Genomic DNA, 18,837 nt, shown 5'->3' with positions numbered 1-18,837 from the left:
AAGCACGTCCTTTTCTAGTTAGCTAAGCTTTTGAATAAAAACAACCTTTAAGTAATTAAATTCAGGGTATTCACGCGGGACGCGGAAATCCTTTGGCAAACTATGCTCTTCCATGATTTTATAGCGCGTATTGGTCGCTTGAAAGGCTTGGTCAATAAAGCCTTTAAACTTTTTCATACCAAAGCTGGCATTATTCGTTGAGGCAACAATAATGCCATTTTTCGCTGTAATGGCAATGGCATCCTTGAGTAATTTAGGATAGTCCTTTGCAGTGGAAAACGTCATTTGCTTTGTACGAGCAAAGCTTGGTGGGTCTAGCACGACAAGGTCAAATTGTAGCTCGTGGCGCTGTGCATATTTAAAATAATGAAAAACATCCATTACCTTTATATCCTGCGCCTCATAATCGATATTATTGACACTAAATTGCTCAATCGTTTTCGCTAAACTGCGCTTCGCTACATCGACACTCGTTGTTTGAAGCGCGCCTCCTAGTGCCGCCGCTACTGAAAATGCGCCTGTATAGGAGAAGGTATTGAGCATATTTGTCTGCTTCGCATAGCGCTCACGAATCGCCAATCGTACATCACGCTGATCAAGAAAAATTCCTGTCATTGCGCCATCGTTTAAATGCACAGCATAGGTCATACCATTTTCCTTCACCATAATAGGGAATTCACCCGGTATGCCCATAACAAAATCATCCTGCTCCATATACTGTCCCTTGCCATCAAAGCGCTTTTTCTCATAAATCGCCTCGTACTGAACCGTTTCAGCCAGCGCCGCATAAATCATGTCCTTAAAGCAATAAATTCCCTCGCTATACCAGCTTACCATATAGTAGCCATTAAAAAAGTCAATGGTCAAGCCGCCAATGCCATCTCCCTCACCATTAAACACACGAAAGGCTGTTGTGTCGTCATTGTTGAAAAATGCTGCACGATTCTCAATTGCTTTTTTCAATTTTTGGCTAAAAAAAGCTTGATCAATCGCTTCATTGGCATCTGTTGTCAGTACCCAGCCAATGCCTTTATTTTGGATACCGTAGTACCCTGTCCCAATAAAGCGCTGATGCTGGTCAACGAGCCTTAGCAATGCACCCTGCTGCGCTGGGAGCTGGCGTACATCCACGGCATCCTTTGTAAGAAGTGGGTAGCCCTTTTTTAATGGATTAGCAAAGGGCTGTTTAATTTGTAAAGTGATTGTTTGTGTCATCATGTCATCCTTTAAAAAGCATTTTGCCTTATTATCGCATTGTTTGAGCAGGATGGCTAAAGTTATTTCAGAAACTGGGCAATTTTTTCAACCGTATCAATTGTCGCTTCCTCAAAATAGGTCATTTTACTAAAATAGCTATGGATTAAGCCGTGCATCGTGATATGCTCAACGGCAACACCTGCCTGTGCCAGCTTTTGTGCATAGGCATGCCCTTCATCGTAGAGTACATCCGCATCCGCCGCAATAATCAGTGTTTTAGGAAAAATGCTTGCATCCTCAATTAATAAAGGCGAAATTAGCGGGTCTGTAAAGTTTTGCACATCTGTATAATGGTGGGCAAACCATTCCATCCCTTGCTTATCCAAGCCATAGTTTTCACCATAGGCAGCATAAGAGGCTGTGGAAAAATCCAGATGAACAACAGGATAAATCAGTGCCTGTGCATGGATAGCTGGTCCATTTAATACAGCAGCTAAATAAGTAACAACCGTTGCCAGATTCCCCCCAGCACTATCACCAGCAATCGTAATTTTCGTCGCATCACCACCCAGTGCCTCCAGCTGCTCCTGCACCCATAATAAGCTATCATAGGCATCATAAAGTGGGATTGGGAAAGGATACTCAGGTGCTAGACGATAATCGACGGATACAACAAGTGCCTGTGCTTTCTCGGCTAATAATTGACAGCCTGCATCGACAGAATCCAAATTGCCATAAACCCAGCCGCCTCCGTGGTAAAACACAATCACAGGGAGCTTTTTGCCAACAACAGGCGTATAAATGCGTGCAGAAATTTGTGCGCCATCACGCACGGTAATCGTTTTATCCTCAATAGCTGCAAGCTGTGGCTTCTGTGCGGATTGCCACGGTGCAACGGTGCGCATCGCTCTTGCTTGCTGTGGGGTGCACTGATAATAAGGTGTATTCGTATTATTTGCTTGAATGAATTGGACTGCTTCATCTCTTAATTTTGTCATGGTCATCCATCCTTTATTTCCATTGTTTGTTTCTATTATAAACTAATCTTATAAAATTACTAGGATTTAAATTAAAAAAATTTTAGTATCACGCAAAAATATGGTTATAATAGAGTTTGACTGGAGGGATAGCATGATTTCTTTAATTGTAGCGCACGACCAACATTATGTTATTGGCTATAACAATGATATGCCATGGCATTTACCCGGTGATTTGCAATATTTTAAACAGAAAACGATGGGCAAGCCAATGATTATGGGGCGCAAAACATTTGAATCCATTGGACGTCCACTGCCCGGTCGCCGCAATATTGTCATTACACGCGACTCGAACTACTCGGCAGAGGGCATTGAAATCGCGACAAGCTTAGAGGCAGCACTTGCGCTTGCAGGAGATGTGCCTGAAATTATGATTATTGGCGGCGAGCAAATTTTTAGCTTATCCATGGCGCTTGCTGACCGCTTATACATTACCAAAATCAATCATTCGTTTCAGGGAGATACGTATTTCCCGAGCTACGAGCAGGATTTTGTACAAGTTTCATCAGAAGCACCTGAAACAGCGCCAGAAGGCTACACATTCCAATACCAAATTTTTGAACGAAAACCCGCGGATAAGAGATAAATACCCGTGAAACCAGAGCGAATACTCGCAAAGCAGGAGCAAACATCTCTATGTAAAAAGTAAAAATCCTCTCGCTGCACAATGGTGAGAGGATTTAGATGTTTTATTATAAGTAAAAATAGACACAGGCGTACATGGAGCCACAGCCAGCTAGTACAAAGAGATGCCAAATTGCATGATTGTAGGGCAGGGTGCGCCATGCATAAAAAATTGCACCAATTGTATAAAATAGCCCACCCGCTAGAAGCAATGCAAAGCCGTGAAAGCCTAAGTATATATAAACAGGCTTAATGGCAAAAATAATGAGCCAGCCCATCCCGATATAAAAAATTAATGACAGCAGCTCAAAACGATTAATAAAGAAGCATTTAAAAAGTACTCCAAGAATTGCTAATGACCAAATAATACATAGTAGTGCTAAGCCTGTTGCGCCACCAACAGCGATTAATAAAAACGGCGTATACGTACCAGCGATTAAAATATAAATAGATGAGTGGTCAAGAATGGCGAAGAAGCGCTTATATTTTTCTGGCATGCTATGTAGCAATGTCGACATTAAAAATAAAATAATGACCGAAGCGCCAAAAATACTAAAAGTTGTCACATGGAGGGCATTTCCTGTTTGCACCGCTGTCAACAGTAAGACAACAAGCGCTGGAATACTGATAATAAAGCCAATACCGTGTGTAATGGCATTCCACAGCTCTTCCTTCCATGATTTATAGTCAAATGAATCCACCATTTGCAACACTCCTTTCGTTGATATATTTACTATACCCCAATAACATCTAAACAACCATTTACATTTGTCATATCTTTTCTATCTAAAATGTCATATGCCTTGATGGGCTTTTATTATTGTCATTTTAAGAGAGCGCTTACAATAAGCTTTGGCTTAATGACAAATGTCATGTTTACATAATGATTCATTCATCTATATAATAAATGCTAATGAAGTAAAAGGATGTGTCGAAGTGGGACGAATTCATATAGTGACGGACTCAACTTGTGATTTAACAAAAGAAGAGGTAGCACAGCATAATATACATATTGTGCCTTTAACAATTCAAATTGACGGTAAGACGTATATAGATGGTGTAGATTTGGAGCCCCAGTCTTTTTTAGGGCTTATGAAAAATGCAAAGGATTTACCGAAAAGCTCGCAGCCTGCACCGGGAAAATTTAAAGAATTATACGATGAGCTTGGTAAAGATGGTGACCACATTATTTCCATCCATATGACAGGCGGCATGAGCGGCACGGTTGAGTCTGCACGTCAGGCGGCACAAATGACGGATGCCCATGTTACGGTGATTGACTCCCGCTTTATCGCTATTGGGCTTGCTATCCAGCTTCGAGAAGCCATTAAGCTGCGTGATGCAGGCGCAACGGTGGAGGATATTGTAGCTCGTCTTGATACGGTACGTGCCAACACGCATTTGTATGTGATTGTGGATACGCTGGAAAACCTTATAAAAGGCGGTCGAATTGGGAAAGGAACGGGCTTTATCGGTTCATTGCTCAATATTAAAGTGATTGCTAATTTAGAGGGTGGCGTCTATAATCCTGTGTCAAAGGTGCGTAGTCATAAGCAGGTCGTCAATTATTTATTTAAGCAATTCCAAGCAGATACGGCTGGCAAAACCGTGAAGGCAGTAGGCATTTCACATGCAGATGGTCTTGCTACAATGGGCAATCCATTAAAAGAGCTGGTTGAGGGTACAGGCTTTCAGGATGTCGAAATCGCCTTTACTTCTCCCATTATTTCAACCCACACAGGGCCGGGAGCCATTGGGTTTATTTATTACGCAGAATAATCAACAGAAGCTACTACATTTGTGAGTGTAGTGGCTTTTTTGTATAGTGAGGATTGAGCGCTTTCAGCAAGGAATTGAGCGAAATCCTAGACAATCCATCAAAATTATCAAGAACAAAAGGGAAGTCACTTTTCATAGAGGTATGACTATTCTATAATAGAACTAATAGAAAGGGATGGAAGGTGGTCAAATCGACATGTGGCGATTTCTATTGTCATGTTTGACCGTCTTTGTACTAAGTGGTTGTGCAATATCAATCGATGAACCGAATCCGCAAGCAGAGCCAGATGGTGAGCAGGCAGAAACGGAGCAAGAGATGACGCAGGATGAGCAACAAACAGAGGACGAGGAAAAACCCTCTAAGAATATGTTGACGCAAATTTTTGAACATTTTTTTGAGCCATCAGAAGAGGATTTATCGCAAATTGATGAAGAAAACGCAAAGCAACTGCATTACTTGGCACTGGGAGATTCCTTAACAGATGGTGTCGGTGATGAGTATAGTCAAGACGGTTATGTAGGAAGGTTGGCAGATTCATTGTTAACATGGCCCTCTGTAGCAGAGGTAGAGGTTGATAATCGTGGAAAACGCGGAAGACGTAGCGATCAACTACTAAAATTAGTGAAAAAGGGGCATTATGATGAAGAGCTGCAGCAGGCACAGCTCGTTTCTCTAACAATGGGTGGCAATGATGTCATGAAGGTCGTGAAGCAGGATTTATTTAATTTAAAGCGTGATGCTTTTGATAAAGAATTACTTGCCTATAAGGAGCGCTACAGTAAAATTATCGAAGGTATTCGAGCAAAGAATCCAACAGTGCCTTTATTGCTTATTGGCTTTTACAACCCATTCTCCATTGTTACAAATGAGGCGAATGAATTCGATACAATTATTACAGAATGGAACAAGGTGATTGAAGAAGTAGCAAGTGAGGATTCAAATGCTTGCTATATATCGGTGGAAGATTTATTTGATTCAAACGAGGAACTTGTCTATCATACAGACTTTTTCCACCCCAATGCAAAGGGCTATGACAAAATGACAGAGCGTATACTCACAACAATGGAGCAGTGTAATATGGAAAAAAAGATTAACAAGGCAATAGGCTTCGAGGAGTGACAAAATGAATAAATGGAAAATCGCATTTTTTGCCTTAGCGGGCACAGTGCTTTTTGCAATCCTCCTCGTTGTTTTTTTAGCAACTAGACCAGTAGATGGTGTTGATGTCGCAAAGAATGCAGTAGGTACAAGTGAAGGCAAAGAGAATGTTCTCGTTGTGCAAACAACAGCAAAAGAGTTAGAATCAATATCCAAAAAATATGTAAGGGATGCTGTAGAGGGCTCTCCTTTACCGATTGATTATACGATTGGGGATGATATTCAATTAAAAAGCACGCTCACAGTGTTCTATACGGATATTCCGATTTCCATGAATTTTGACCCAATTGTCGATGAGAGCGGTAATATTATTTTAAAGCAAACAGGCATGAATGTGGGGCTACTGAATATTCCACCAGAAACAACGATGAAAATTATGCGTGATTCGGTGGAATTCCCCTCATGGATTACCATTAATCCAAATGAAGCGGAAATCTATATTGATTTATCGCGTATTAATATTGCGTCAGGTTCACGTGTTCGTGCAAAGGAATTGGATTTAGCCAATGATAAAATTTTATTGGAAATACTTGTACCTGGTGAATAAGGAGTGAAAGTTATGGCAAGGCAATATGCAACATTTGCAGGTGGCTGTTTTTGGTGTATGGTTAAGCCCTTTGATGAAATGCCCGGCATTGAATCCGTACTATCAGGCTATACAGGTGGACATGTTGAAAATCCAACCTATGAGCAAGTATGCTCTGAAACAACAGGGCATGTAGAGGCTGTACAAATCACCTTTGATGATGAGCTTTATAGCTATGAGCAATTGCTCGCAACATTTTGGACATTAATTGATCCAACAGATGCAGGCGGTCAATTTTATGATCGTGGAGAATCCTATACAACGGCGATTTTTTACCATGATGAGGAGCAGCGTGAGCTAGCCGAGCGCTCGAAGGCAGATTTAGCGGCATCAGGCAAGTTTGATAAACCGATTATGGTGAAAATTTTACCAGCGAGCACGTTTTATCCAGCTGAGGACTATCATCAACATTATTATAAGAAAAATCCAATGCACTATGAACGCTATTCGATTGGATCAGGTCGTAGGGCATTTCAGGAGCAACACTGGGGGGCTAAGGATGAATAAAGAGCAACGTTTAAAAGAGCTGACAGATATGCAATATTATGTAACACAGGAAAATGGCACAGAGCCACCATTTCGCAATGAATATGATGACCATTTTGAAGAGGGCATTTATGTAGACATCGTATCTGGAAAGCCTTTATTTAGTTCATTGGATAAATTTAATTCAGGCTGTGGCTGGCCAGCCTTTGCCAAGCCAATTGAAAAAGAAGAAGTAACAGAGCATTTCGATACATCTCATGGTATGCGCCGTGTAGAGGTGCGCAGCAAAGAGGCAGACTCTCATTTAGGACATGTCTTTCCAGATGGGCCAAATGAGCTAGGAGGCATGCGTTATTGCATTAACTCCGCCGCCCTGCGCTTTATCGCAAAAGAAGACTTAGAAAAAGAAGGCTACGGCGACTATCTAGCACTGTTTAAATAAAACAATCCTAGCAAGGTGTGAACTACGACACACTTGCTAGGATTTTTTGTATTGCGCTGTTCGCAAGTATTATAGATTCAATTGCATGTCCAAGCGCGTGTATTCGCCTGAACGCAGGTATCGCTATACTTTAAATTCGCTGACAAGGTGGCGTAGGCTATCTGCTTGCTGTGCTAGCTCTGTAGCGGCTGCATTGATTTCCTGCATGGATGCGGAGCCTTGTGTTGCCGCTGCGGCAGATGTTACGGTGTTGGCAGCAGATTGCTCGGCATAGGCATTGACATGCACAAAATCGCTTGCTACAGCATTGCTATAGACAATCGTTGTGCCAATTGTATCAACCATTTCGGCAATAATGGCGGTTGTTTCCTGTGTATGCGCTAAAATATTTGCCAGTGATTGGTTTGTTTTATTCGTCACTTCCACGCCTTGAATAACCGATGTAACCCCCTCATGATTTTGCGCGACAATGGATGTCACCTCATCTTGAATGGATGTCACAATCGTCGTTACTTCCTTTGCTGCACTTTGCGATTGCTCAGCTAATTTACGCACTTCATCCGCCACCACCGCAAAGCCTCGTCCATGCTCACCAGCTCGTGCCGCTTCAATCGCCGCATTTAAGGCAAGTAAATTTGTTTGCTCAGCAATCGCAGTAATCGTGCCAATAATGGAGGTAATATCGGCTGATTTACGTCCTAATGCTTCGACAGTGGTTGTTGTAGAAGCCATCGTTTCCTCAATCGACTGCATAACAAGCGATGATTGCTCCACGGAACGGCTGCCCTCATCCGCTGCCTGCTGCATTGCAAGTGAGGCACGCTGTACAGCACTTGCTTGTTCATTTAATTGATGCATGGAGTGCTCTAAATCGCTCATTTTTTGCTGGGCACTATTCATGCTGGCAATTGTCTGGTCACTGTCACTGGCAATATCGGCTGTTGCATCGGCAATAGCTTGAATGGTACGTGCATTTTCATCAGCTAAGGACATTAGCTCCTGACTGCTGCTTGATACGTGATCAGCCAGCTCACTGACACGTCTAATTAAATTAGAAATCGACTCGATTAATGTATTAGTAGAAGCAGCAATAATCGAAAATTCATCGCGATTACGCACTTTGACACGCCTTGTTAAATCGCCGCCAGCCTGTGCAATATCAAGGATAGAATCATTAATCTTTTGCGTATTGCGCTTAAGCGATTGAAACAGCATATAACCAAAAATAACAATCGCTAAAAAGCCAATAACAGATACAAGGAAGAATGTCACAATGGATAGATTGACGCGCTGATTCAGCTTGTTCAATTTTGCTTTATTCGACTCATCCATTACAGCATTAATCGTTTCAATATTATCGTCAATATGATTTTTCATTGTTTCCCCAGTGGCATTCAGCATTAATTTACGTGCCTGTTCAAGCCCTAGCTCATCACGCATCGTCATTACTTTTTCTGAATAATCTAGGTAATTTCGATAATATTGTTCAATGGCTTGAATATGTGCAAGCTCTATTGGATGATTTTCAAATTGCTTTTTTAATGATGTGAGCTTTTTTTGAATCGTATCCAGCTTCATATGATAAGAAGTAAAATAATTGCCATCACCTGTAATTAAATACGTCTGCTCCAAATTTGTTAAGCGTGCAATCTCATAAGCAAGCTGATTGACCGTTAATTGCTCCTGCACATTTTTCTTTGTAAAATCCTCCATTTGCTGCTGGAGGTTTTGGATATTGACATACGATAAAACCCCCATAATACCGTTAATCACAATAAGAAGTGCGAACATTAAAAGCACCTTGCCTCGAATCAAATGATAAAAACGTGGCTGTTTTTCTTTAATAGGAGGGGAATTAGTCCCGTTTTTCTCTTTTGTTGCTTTTTTCTTTCTTAAAAAATGAAAAGCAGAGAGAGAAGGGCGCTGTTTCGCTGTATTACGGTCTTTTTTAGTCTTATTCATCGCCATCACCTTCCTATTTTTTAATCATCGATTTCAATTTTAGCTTATTTTACTAGATATTTCTATTAGAATTTCTAAAAATAGAAATTTTCTGATAAAGATTGGTGCGACAAAAGTCTGTGCTATGCAAGAAAATAGGGCTATATTCATGACTAGGTAAAAATCCTTAGCAATAGAGGCTATGACGAATGTTTATTTTTTTGGTACACTAACGAAAAAGCAGTTGTGGTAAAAGGGGATATTGTACAATGAAAAAAAGTTTTTATCTATATGTACTAGCTTTTCGTGGTGGCGATTGGTCAGACCCGAAAGTACGCTTTGCGGAAGAAATGTTTCATGAGCATAATTTTCCAAAGCAAAGCACAGACTTTAATGAGCTATCTAGCTATATCGAATCCTATGCAACAGAAAATTTAACAACAGAAGCATTTGATGCGCTATGGGCGTTGTATGAGGAGCAGGCATAAGAAATGAATAAATTTTCAGTTGCTAGACGTCTAGCATTGCGAAAATAATCAAAAAACAGTATGATGGATATGATAACTGACAGAAAAGAGGGATTGCAGTATGAGTATTCATATTAATGCAAAAAAAGGTGAAATTGCCGATACAATTTTACTTCCAGGTGACCCATTACGTGCAAAGTATATTGCTGAAACATTTTTAGAGGATGTAACTTGCTATAACGAAGTACGTAATATGTTTGGCTACACAGGAACATATAAGGGCAAACGTATTTCTGTACAAGGAACAGGTATGGGTGTGCCATCGATTTCAATTTATGTAACAGAATTAATGCAAGAATATGATGTTCAAAAATTAATCCGTGTAGGTACTTGTGGTGCGATTCAAAAGGATGTAAAAGTGCGTGATGTTATTCTAGCACAGGGCGCAACATCGGATACACGTATGAATCAAATTATTTGGGGCGGTGCTATCGACTTCGCACCAATCGCTGACTTTGATTTACTTTTAAAAGCTTACAATGCTGGTAAAGCAGCAGGGCTAAACTTGCAGGTGGGCAATATCTTCACAGCAGATATGTTCTATTCGGACGAGCACCAAAATGAAAAATTAGCACAATATGGTGTACTTGCTGTAGAAATGGAATCCGCAGCACTTTACACATTAGCAGCTAAATTTGGTCGCCAAGCACTATCTGTTCTAACAGTAAGTGACCACATTTTAACAGGCGAAGTAACAACTGCAGAAGAACGTCAAACAACATTCAATGACATGATCGTGGTAGCTTTAGACGCAGCGATTCAAGAATAGTTGATAACTCAACACATTTAAACTTAATTTTAAAAAGGCAACCGACTAAACGTCCCATTTTATCAAATGGCGTGAAAGTAGTCGGTTGTTTTTTGTTAATAAATAAAGAGGAGGACAGTAGTTTTATTAGGAGTGATAAAGCTAAAATTTAGCTTTTCTTTTTGATAAAAATTCCAATAAGAAGCGTCACAAGCCCAATAATAAATAGAAGAGGAAACAGCACTATCATTACGGCGACTGCAGCAAACCCACTACCTCCCCATATCATAGCAATAATCCATGATAATAAAGGTGCTATGACTAGCATAATGGTTATTCCCCAAATGATCCATTTTGTTTTAGTTGATTTACCAATACTGAAAATAAAAGGTATAACCAATATCAAAGCTAGTAGCAAAATAATTAATCCAATCATCAATGGAAACCCTCCATCCTTTCAAAAGGTGCATTCAATTTAGTGTAACATATTTCAAAATGTAGGATTATTGGATGCACGTAAGTATAAACAGCTATTGACATACCTAAGCTCACCAGTAATCTTAATTCATTGATGCTCATTGCACTTTGAGATTAAATTGGGCAATGTTTAAAGGATACAAGTGAGAAGAACATATAAAATTATTAAAAATGAACACAGCTAATATAACAAAACTGGTTTTGAGTGTTGAGTATCTTAAGCGGAAAAATAATAAAATTAATTATTTGCGATTATAAAGAATGCTAAATAAATATACCTAGTTTGGAGGAGCATCGAGTGTAGTTGTAAATAGCAATAAATGGGCTTATTTTCAATTATTGAATCATAATATTGACAAACCTATAAATTGTAGTCGTCTTTACAGATTTATCGAACGGGAAAGCCCATCGTCTTTAGACATGAGATGATAGTGAGGTCGGTCAAGGGATAGCTTTTGCTATCTCAATTGACCGAAATTTTCACTACCTATATTTTTATACATTTGTTGCAGTTTGTTTTGTTAATTGATACAATTTTGTTATGGAAGAATACAGAAGAACAAATACAACCGTATCATTGATTAATTATCATTTTGTGTTTTGCCCTCGATACAGAAGAAAGATATTTCTTGATGACAAAATAGAACAGAGATTTAAAGAAATGGTACACGAAATATGTGAATCTTTAAAAATAAAAGTGGTAGCCTTAGAATGTGACAAAGACCATGCCCACCTATTTCTAAATGCACTACCTACATTAAGTCCTGCAAACATCATGGCAAAAATCAAAGGAGTGACATCTAAACAGTTGCGTGAAGAATTTCCTCACCTACAACACTTGCCGAGTTTATGGACACGTTCTTATTTTGTTTCCACCGCTGGAAATGTATCGAGGCAAACCATCAAACGCTATGTTGAGCAACAGAAAACAAGAGGGTGAAATCATGTCGCAACCAATCACTGTCAAAATAAAATTGTTGCCTACAAAAGAACAGGCTTTGACTTTAACTGAAATGAGTAAAATATACATTTCAACAATCAATGACCTTGTATTTGAAATGGTAAAAGAAAAGAAAAGCACTAAGAAAACAAGTAAAAACCTTCATGTATCTTTGCCAAGTGCAGTAAAAAACCAAGTAATTAAAGAGGCAAAAAGTGTTTTCAGGAAGGCGAAAAAAACAAAATTCGAAACAGTTCCAGTTCTAAAGAAGCCTATGTGCATCTGGAACAATCAAAACTACTCTTTTGATTCCACTCATATCTCCTTGCCTATCATGGTTGACGGCAAAACCAAGAAAACGCCTATTCGTGCTTTATTGGTTGATAAAGGTCACCGAAATCTTGATTTGCTTAAACATAAGTTAGGCACACTGCGTATCACAAAAAAGTCGGATAAATGGATAGCACAAATTTCTGTGACCATTCCTACTGTTCAAAAAACAGGAGTAAGAGTAATGGGTGTTGATTTAGGACTAAAAGTACCTGCTGTTGCTGTAACAGACGATGAGAAGGTACGATTTTTTGGTAATGGCAGACAAAACAAATTCAAGAAAAGAAAATTCCGTTCAGTTCGTAAAGAATTAGGGGAAAAGAAAAAGTTAACTGCTATTCGTAAGTTGAACAACAAGGAACAACGTTGGATGCAAGACCAGGACCATAAAGCGAGTCGTGCAATTGTTGATTTTGCGAAAGAGAATAAAATTTCTGTCATTCGTTTAGAACAATTAGCGAATATTAGACAGACGACAAGAACCAGTCGTAAAAACGAAAAGAATTTGCATACATGGTCATTCTATCGACTATCTCAATTTATTGAATACAAAGCAAGGTTAGAAGGAATTAAAGTTGAATACGTAAAACCTGCATATACAAGTCAAACATGCCCTAAATGTTCAGAGAAGAACAAGGCGCAAGATAGAAAATACAAGTGTAAATGTGGATTCGAGAAGCATAGAGATATAATTGGTGCTATGAATATTCGCTATGCACCTGTGGTTGATGGTAAAAGTCAATCAGCATAGGGAACTAGATGTTCTGCCCTATGAGGGGTAATGAGATACCCTCATCTTGAGGACTGTTTAAAACAGAAATGGACTGCGAACGCTTAGTCACTCAAGAATCCCATTGCTTTAGCTGTGGGAGTCTCAAATATACAATTTCATGATTCTAAAGAAAAAGGCAGTAACGACAAAGCCCCCCTTGTCGTTACTGCCTTTTTCTTATGCATTGTCGTATTAGGTTATTATTTCTTACGAAATCACCATTAGGCGAATCTATGTAACATAAGTTAGCCTAAAATAAGCATAAAATAAAGATAAATCTAGCTTAATTTATAGCTAAAATTAGGCCATTGGAGTTGGAGAAATGTTAATACCAATTGGGAAAATCACAAAAGAATTAGCAATTGAAGCACATCAGCTGCGTGAGTGGGAGAAACGGGATTGGCTCGGAGATGTTTTGAAAGATCCAGATAACAATAATCAACGGGTTTACAACGATCATCAGATTAAACGAATTCATTTAATCCATGAAACTATTCAAAAACAACGAGAAAAAGGGTTTAAACGGACAGATTTTACAGAGGTCGAGGAAAAATTGTTTGAGAAATTCGGTGGAGAGGTCATAAAAAGGGAATCTGAGATGACAATCCACCTAGGTTCGATGGAGAAATTAATTGAAATGATCGGATTACAACAAAAAATGATGATGGAGATGCAGCTGCAAATCGAAAATCTCCAAAATAAAGAGTTACCAGCATCCATCGATTATTCTCAACACTTTGAAGAAATGAAAAATCAGCTTAAATTTAGCCAAGAACGAGAAGAGAAACTGATTGGATTGATTGAAAAGTTGCAAGATGATGTTGAAGAATTGAAAAGGATGCCTCAAAAATCTCGTTGGAAGTTTTGGGGGCGCTAAACACCAATTTTTCAAATGTATGGCTTTATTTGATAAATTAATAGTCATAGAGTATATTTACAAGTTGCTAACTTTAGCGTATGGTAAGAATAACTAAATCGAACGTGAAAAAGCCATTCCACAGTGACTAATAGAGAGTTGGAGCTCTTTATTAATCGCTTTATCGTATAATGCAGATACGATGCAGCATATCGTGAAATGACTCTTTATCTGTTGTAATAAGTATAGATAATATCTATATATGTCATTCTAGTATGAAATAGAAGACATTTCAACAGTTAATTAAAAGGTCATTAGAGATTATTCCTTAATCTAAAGCGTTTTGCATCGTTAAGACACGATGTGAAACGCTTTTTTGCTTCAAAAAGGGGCAACTACCATGGAAAACAAACTAAAAACTACACCAAACCAAGCAGTCCAAACATTTATTACATACGGCAATCAAAAAGGAGATCGGCAACTCAAAGAAGAACGCCTGCAGCAATTAGAAGACGTACTGGCCACACAAGGTATTTATCCTGGAGGGAAAGTACATAGAGTGCTAGAAAAATTGATTTATGATCTTACATACAATGGCATTATCAAAGTAAGCCGAGAGCATTTGAGCAACAAATTAGAGGTTGGATTTAATACAATCTCAACAGCTTTCAAGTTGATGGAGCAATCTAAGCTATTTATCCTTTCCAGAAACAGATCAGGAAAGACGAATAGTGGTTGTCGTGTCATTGTGGATGTACAGCACGGAAACTTTGAAAGCATTTTAAGCGAAGTTTATCATCTGAATGCGTATGAAATTGCCATCGTTAAAGATGAATTTAAACAACCAAATAAACATCAAAATAAACATCAGGATTTGGCTCAAAATGCTGTTATATCAACGCTGAATGGCTCAAATTCGACTCTTAACTATAATAACCAAAATAAATCAATAAAAGATATAAAGACGTCTACTAAGCAGTCGTCTAATCATAAAAATAATCTTTATAACCGTTTGAAAAACCTTTATCAAGCCCGTACAGGCTCTTTAGAGGGCTTTAAAGCCTTTGTGGGTGTTATCTATGGGTCATTGAAAAAAATCAAAGCAGAGGACAAGCTAGGGCTGTCTAACGGCCATTTAGAAACAATTATGTATCAATCCTTAGATGCAGCCATTTCAGCGAGCGATCAATACGTGAAAACCAACCGTTTAGCCTTACTAAGTGCCATTATTCGCAACAAAATCAACGATTTAACCGTTTCGAATGCATCTACAGCATCAGAAAAAGAGAAAACTAGAAAAGTAGAAGTAGTCCCAGCATGGTTTGCGACGCGTCATGAACAAGAAGAAGAAGTAACCGAAGAAAAGAAAGCCTATTTTGCACAAGAACGTGAGCGAATTTTGACCAAGTTACGGGATCTTTAATCCAATGAGGAATGGTGAAAAATCATACCTCTAGTTTACTGTGCTCATTTTTACTATTGAAGATAGGAGTGGAAAGAAACATGCAAAAAAATAACGCATTGTTAGGAGTTCATATTCGAAGTAAAAAAGAGGCAGCAGTATTAAAGCTGCATCACAAGCAATATATATGGCTTGTTCCAGAACATTTAATGGAGTTGAATATCCAACCAGGAGATATTGTAGCAGTTGGAAAAGGTGCTCCCGTTCTAGTGATGGCTGTTTTTAGAGATGACACAGAATCTCATAAATATATCTATAAATTCTTAGAAAGATCTCCACAATCTTCGAAGAAATTAATGAAGATTTAATAAACATTTTCCTTCCTAGTTTGATGGAAAAGTTAATTTATAGACCATTTCCGTTTGTTTTAAGACGGTTATTTTATTTTTGCTTTACTTTACTTCATGCTCTAATTTCCAAAGGCTTAAAAAGCCCGAGGGAAGCTTAGAGAGCTGGACCTCCTAAAAGATATTCAACGAACAAGGGGGTTTTTCTACATGGAAGGGTCGAGTAATATTTTTGTCCTCCTAAACGCTGCGCCATTAAGAGTAATGAATCGATTACTTAAATCTAAAGACAGTAGGGACAATGTGTTGTCCCTACTGTCTTTAGATTTTTGAAACTTCTATTTTTTCTTCTTTTCTGTTGATTTTATAATTATTAAGCTAACAATACTTATAAGCGCAACTCCATACATAATAGTTTTATTGGTTTCGCCCCAAGTATCAACCATTGCTATGAGAATTATTAGTAGTAATAAAAAGTAAAGTAAGTAACTTCGCATTTGTAAACTCCCGTTTTTTTCTTAATTATAGGAAAAAAGTGGAATTAATAAATTTCCACTTTTAACCACGTTATGTTAAGCTAAATTCTTTAAAGCATTTTCATTAAAGAAGTAATTTTCATCTTCAGTTTTAATGTTTTCGTATGAAAATAAAGCTCCACAAGCTCCCATGATTGCACTTATATTAAAGAAATCCATAAATAATTGTTTTGATCCAGCTGATAACTTACTAGCAACAGAAAAATCTTCTAGAGCTTGACTAAGAGCCTGTTTTTGGCTATAGTTTTTGTCTTTACGGTAATATTTATAATTTGTCAGAACTTGTTGCATTACTTTCGTGGCACCACCAAGAGTGTCCAATAATTTGTGAACTTTAAGGATTTTTGTTACAGGGACAAGACCTCCAAGAGCTCCGATACATGCAGCTATTTCTGTAAATGAAAACGAGTAAGCTGAAATTTGAGCTTCATTTTCACTAAATTGCTCAGAACCAAAGTTTAAATATTCACCTTCAGCTGTGATTGTTAGACCAGAATGATTTGATAACCATTCTGCGACTTCTTCAGCACTTTGCTTTTCAGGTGGTAGTTGCTCAATTGCATGCAATAATTTATAAAATTCACTATCTTTATTAAATCCTAATTCATTTAAATATAATTCTTCTTCATTTGTTAGTTCAGTTGCTTGAGTAGAAGTCGCCGACATAGTTACTCCACCAATTAATAATGCAGAACAGCAAAATGTTGTGAATGTCTTTTTGAATAAATTACTATGAATCATTATTTTTACGCCTCTCCTTTAAAATATGGTTATTTACTGGGAAACAATGAATAAATTGGTTTTTATTCATATAATTTACTATTATTACAATAACATTATTCCAGTTTAATGGAAAGTGTTTGTATAAATGATTAAATATTCATTATTTTCTGTTTTCTAAAGTGGGTACAGGCGTTATCTATGGTTCATTGATTAAGAAATAGCCACATTTGTCATAGGAAATATACACGATTTTATGCAAAGTGAAGAATAAACCAAGTAAGTAAAAACACTGCTACATCAGCGTTTATGTTGCTTGTATAAAAAGGTGTATAAAAAATGTTCATAAGAAAAACCACGAAACGTTGATTTAACAACATTCGGGGCTTTTTGCTGTGTTTCCAAACGTACATTTGGGAACGTTATTGGCTTTATGAATGTATATGTTATAAATTCTTATTGAAGGCAAGCAAAGGGAAGTGTGCAAGAGAAAAATCAGAAGATAGGAGCGCTTATTATCTTTTTGAAAAAGGAACAAAGTAGATTACGAAATTATGTAGAGATTGCTTTGATATGTTTATTGCTTGGAGTTTTGACATTTATTTTTGATTGGCCAAAACATATATACATTGTTCTAGGTTTTGGTTTCTTGATTAATTTAGTAGCCGTGGAAATTCTGAAAAAAGACACCTGATAAAGGTGTCTTTTTTTTATTTTGCTTTGTAAATTAGGATCTTTCTTATCTTGAATCTTAAAGAAAAAAGTGATGAGTGGAAGAAAAATTAAAGGAAGTGAAAGAGCATAAGGGAAATCTGCTATCACTTGGGGTGATAGACTAGGCAGAGCCTAGTGTTTCGGTGTCCCCATAAAAAAGTGCATTTCTACATGTTTTCTATACAAACGTTTATTCGTTTCTATATGTTTTCTACATAGAGTATCCAGTCATTTTAGTTCTTTCAAACGTCTCCTAATAGTTGCTTCAGAAACACCTAGTAATCGAGCAATTTCTCGATTACTTTTCCCAGCATCTTTTAAAGACAACAGTTTAAATTCATCGATGGTTAATTTAGGACGGCCATTTGGGTTTCCACCTCGCCATAGTTCCTCTTTTTTTTCATTTTTAAAAAATCTCTTTAGCAAATTATCCCCCTCCATAAATGCGTCTTAACTCTAAATTTTAAGTTTTGACGCACATAATATCAACCTTACATTTTGGTAGGGCTCAATAAAAGATTAGGGAATTTAATTATTCAACAAGAAAAAAGTAACTGGAAAGTGAAATTGTTTAGGAGTTGCGAACAAAACAAGGGAAGTTGATAGGGTGAATTGAAATGATTCGCTCTGGTGAAAAGAAAAAAGATGCATCTGAAGATAAGAGAGTTTAAAAAAATCAGTGTTTTTGTATACAAAAACATTCATTAAGGATAAAAAAGATTGAATAAAGATTGAGAGGGTTCAGGCATTTCAAAATAAGAAAAATGCCTGGAACTCTCTTTATTTCATCAGTTTGTATGTATATATAGTGTATATATTGAACCTAATTTATGGAAAACGGGATTGAGTTTTGTATATATTTTGTATATATTTCACGAATTACCTGATATCACGAAAAAGTTAGGCTCTGCCTAACCCCCCGACATGTTGGGGGCACTTTTTCCTTATGCTCTTGATAAAATTACAAAAACTCCAGCGAACTTAGAGCGAGGTGTTACAAAATGAAGAAGGATCTTATAAGAATGATTGAGGATTTAAGTGATGAGAAATTAATAAGAAGATTATTTCATATAGTCAGAATCTCCAAAATTTCTATAAAAAGATGAAAAAGGTTTCAGATCTTACAGATTTATCGAACGGGAAAGCCCATCGTCTTTAGACATGAGATGATAGTGAGGTCGGTCAAGGGATAGCTTTTGCTATCTCAATTGACCGAA

Annotated in this window: 20 protein-coding genes; 13 read left to right on the top strand and 7 right to left on the bottom strand. The window is 37.7% G+C overall.

The window, feature by feature from the left end:
• Window positions 1-18: 18 nt before the first annotated feature.
• Complete coding sequence (locus ACIQVU_RS08340; protein ID WP_402894891.1) at window positions 19-1,215, bottom strand: class I SAM-dependent rRNA methyltransferase; 1,197 nt, start codon at window positions 1,213-1,215, stop codon at window positions 19-21.
• 62 nt (window positions 1,216-1,277) lie between these two features.
• Window positions 1,278-2,195, bottom strand: coding sequence for an alpha/beta hydrolase (locus ACIQVU_RS08335; protein ID WP_340805689.1), 918 nt, complete (start codon window positions 2,193-2,195; stop codon window positions 1,278-1,280).
• A 133-nt stretch (window positions 2,196-2,328) separates the two neighbouring features.
• Here ACIQVU_RS08335 and ACIQVU_RS08330 point away from each other — a divergent pair, with 133 nt between their 5' ends.
• A complete protein-coding gene (locus ACIQVU_RS08330; protein WP_340805690.1) occupies window positions 2,329-2,820 on the top strand; it encodes a dihydrofolate reductase in 492 nt (163 codons plus the stop codon).
• Between the two features lie 106 nt (window positions 2,821-2,926).
• On the opposite strand, the gene trhA is transcribed toward ACIQVU_RS08330, so the two are convergent.
• Window positions 2,927-3,562: a PAQR family membrane homeostasis protein TrhA gene (trhA, locus tag ACIQVU_RS08325; RefSeq protein ID WP_340805691.1), complete on the bottom strand. Its 636-nt coding sequence runs from the start codon at window positions 3,560-3,562 to the stop codon at window positions 2,927-2,929.
• A 232-nt stretch (window positions 3,563-3,794) separates the two neighbouring features.
• On the opposite strand from trhA, the gene ACIQVU_RS08320 reads away from it, so the two are divergent.
• The 5 genes from ACIQVU_RS08320 to msrB all read left to right on the top strand — a co-directional run bounded on the left by ACIQVU_RS08320 (window position 3,795) and on the right by msrB (window position 7,310).
• Window positions 3,795-4,637, top strand: coding sequence for a DegV family protein (locus ACIQVU_RS08320; protein WP_340805692.1), 843 nt, complete (start codon window positions 3,795-3,797; stop codon window positions 4,635-4,637).
• Window positions 4,638-4,833: 196 nt separating this feature from the next.
• On the top strand, window positions 4,834-5,757 hold the full coding sequence (locus tag ACIQVU_RS08315) for a GDSL-type esterase/lipase family protein (RefSeq protein WP_402894887.1): 924 nt from the start codon (window positions 4,834-4,836) through the stop codon (window positions 5,755-5,757).
• Between the two features lie 4 nt (window positions 5,758-5,761).
• Window positions 5,762-6,343: a YpmS family protein gene (locus tag ACIQVU_RS08310; protein ID WP_340805696.1), complete on the top strand. Its 582-nt coding sequence runs from the start codon at window positions 5,762-5,764 to the stop codon at window positions 6,341-6,343.
• 12 nt (window positions 6,344-6,355) lie between these two features.
• On the top strand, window positions 6,356-6,889 hold the full coding sequence (gene msrA / locus ACIQVU_RS08305) for a peptide-methionine (S)-S-oxide reductase MsrA (protein ID WP_340805697.1): 534 nt from the start codon (window positions 6,356-6,358) through the stop codon (window positions 6,887-6,889).
• Window positions 6,882-7,310 (top strand): peptide-methionine (R)-S-oxide reductase MsrB, encoded by a 429-nt coding sequence (gene msrB / locus ACIQVU_RS08300; protein ID WP_340805698.1) that lies wholly within the window; start codon window positions 6,882-6,884, stop codon window positions 7,308-7,310. Before msrA ends, msrB begins: the two co-directional genes overlap by 8 nt.
• Window positions 7,311-7,433: 123 nt before the next feature.
• Here the strand turns inward: msrB and ACIQVU_RS08295 are convergent, their stop codons facing one another.
• The gene (locus ACIQVU_RS08295) at window positions 7,434-9,272 is read right to left on the bottom strand and encodes a methyl-accepting chemotaxis protein (protein ID WP_340805699.1); all 1,839 of its coding nucleotides are present in this window, start codon (window positions 9,270-9,272) and stop codon (window positions 7,434-7,436) included.
• 248 nt (window positions 9,273-9,520) lie between these two features.
• Between ACIQVU_RS08295 and ACIQVU_RS08290 the strand changes: the two genes are divergently transcribed.
• Both ACIQVU_RS08290 and deoD read left to right on the top strand, forming a co-directional pair.
• Window positions 9,521-9,739, top strand: a complete 219-nt coding sequence (locus tag ACIQVU_RS08290) for a YozE family protein (RefSeq protein ID WP_340805700.1) — start codon at window positions 9,521-9,523, stop codon at window positions 9,737-9,739.
• Window positions 9,740-9,839: 100 nt separating this feature from the next.
• Window positions 9,840-10,547 (top strand): purine-nucleoside phosphorylase, encoded by a 708-nt coding sequence (deoD, locus tag ACIQVU_RS08285; protein WP_340805701.1) that lies wholly within the window; start codon window positions 9,840-9,842, stop codon window positions 10,545-10,547.
• 148 nt (window positions 10,548-10,695) lie between these two features.
• Here the strand turns inward: deoD and ACIQVU_RS08280 are convergent, their stop codons facing one another.
• The gene (locus tag ACIQVU_RS08280) at window positions 10,696-10,962 is read right to left on the bottom strand and encodes a hypothetical protein (RefSeq protein ID WP_340808569.1); all 267 of its coding nucleotides are present in this window, start codon (window positions 10,960-10,962) and stop codon (window positions 10,696-10,698) included.
• Window positions 10,963-11,544: 582 nt separating this feature from the next.
• On the opposite strand from ACIQVU_RS08280, the gene tnpA reads away from it, so the two are divergent.
• The 5 genes from tnpA (at window position 11,545) to ACIQVU_RS08255 (ending at window position 15,671) form a co-directional block, all read left to right on the top strand.
• Complete coding sequence (tnpA, locus tag ACIQVU_RS08275; RefSeq protein WP_340805703.1) at window positions 11,545-11,943, top strand: IS200/IS605 family transposase; 399 nt, start codon at window positions 11,545-11,547, stop codon at window positions 11,941-11,943.
• Between the two features lie 4 nt (window positions 11,944-11,947).
• Window positions 11,948-13,024 carry an RNA-guided endonuclease InsQ/TnpB family protein gene (locus ACIQVU_RS08270; RefSeq protein ID WP_340805705.1) on the top strand — a complete coding sequence of 359 codons (1,077 nt, stop codon included), beginning with the start codon at window positions 11,948-11,950 and terminating at the stop codon, window positions 13,022-13,024.
• A 343-nt stretch (window positions 13,025-13,367) separates the two neighbouring features.
• On the top strand, window positions 13,368-13,922 hold the full coding sequence (locus ACIQVU_RS08265; protein ID WP_402894880.1) for a MerR family transcriptional regulator: 555 nt from the start codon (window positions 13,368-13,370) through the stop codon (window positions 13,920-13,922).
• A 379-nt stretch (window positions 13,923-14,301) separates the two neighbouring features.
• The gene (locus ACIQVU_RS08260; RefSeq protein ID WP_402894877.1) at window positions 14,302-15,324 is read left to right on the top strand and encodes a hypothetical protein; all 1,023 of its coding nucleotides are present in this window, start codon (window positions 14,302-14,304) and stop codon (window positions 15,322-15,324) included.
• A gap of 80 nt (window positions 15,325-15,404) precedes the next feature.
• Window positions 15,405-15,671 carry a DUF5839 family protein gene (locus tag ACIQVU_RS08255; protein WP_402894874.1) on the top strand — a complete coding sequence of 89 codons (267 nt, stop codon included), beginning with the start codon at window positions 15,405-15,407 and terminating at the stop codon, window positions 15,669-15,671.
• Window positions 15,672-16,222: 551 nt separating this feature from the next.
• Here ACIQVU_RS08255 and ACIQVU_RS08250 read toward each other — a convergent pair.
• Window positions 16,223-16,927 carry a hypothetical protein gene (locus ACIQVU_RS08250; RefSeq protein ID WP_402894872.1) on the bottom strand — a complete coding sequence of 235 codons (705 nt, stop codon included), beginning with the start codon at window positions 16,925-16,927 and terminating at the stop codon, window positions 16,223-16,225.
• A gap of 921 nt (window positions 16,928-17,848) precedes the next feature.
• Window positions 17,849-18,046 carry a helix-turn-helix domain-containing protein gene (locus ACIQVU_RS08245; RefSeq protein ID WP_340826618.1) on the bottom strand — a complete coding sequence of 66 codons (198 nt, stop codon included), beginning with the start codon at window positions 18,044-18,046 and terminating at the stop codon, window positions 17,849-17,851.
• Window positions 18,047-18,837: the final 791 nt, after the last annotated feature.

Source organism: Lysinibacillus sp. NPDC098008, from assembly GCF_044760715.1.
In the GTDB taxonomy this organism is placed as follows: Bacteria; Bacillota; Bacilli; order Bacillales_A; family Planococcaceae; genus Lysinibacillus.
Note: the sequence above shows the minus strand (reverse complement) of the source record. Positions and strands in the feature narration are given on the sequence as shown.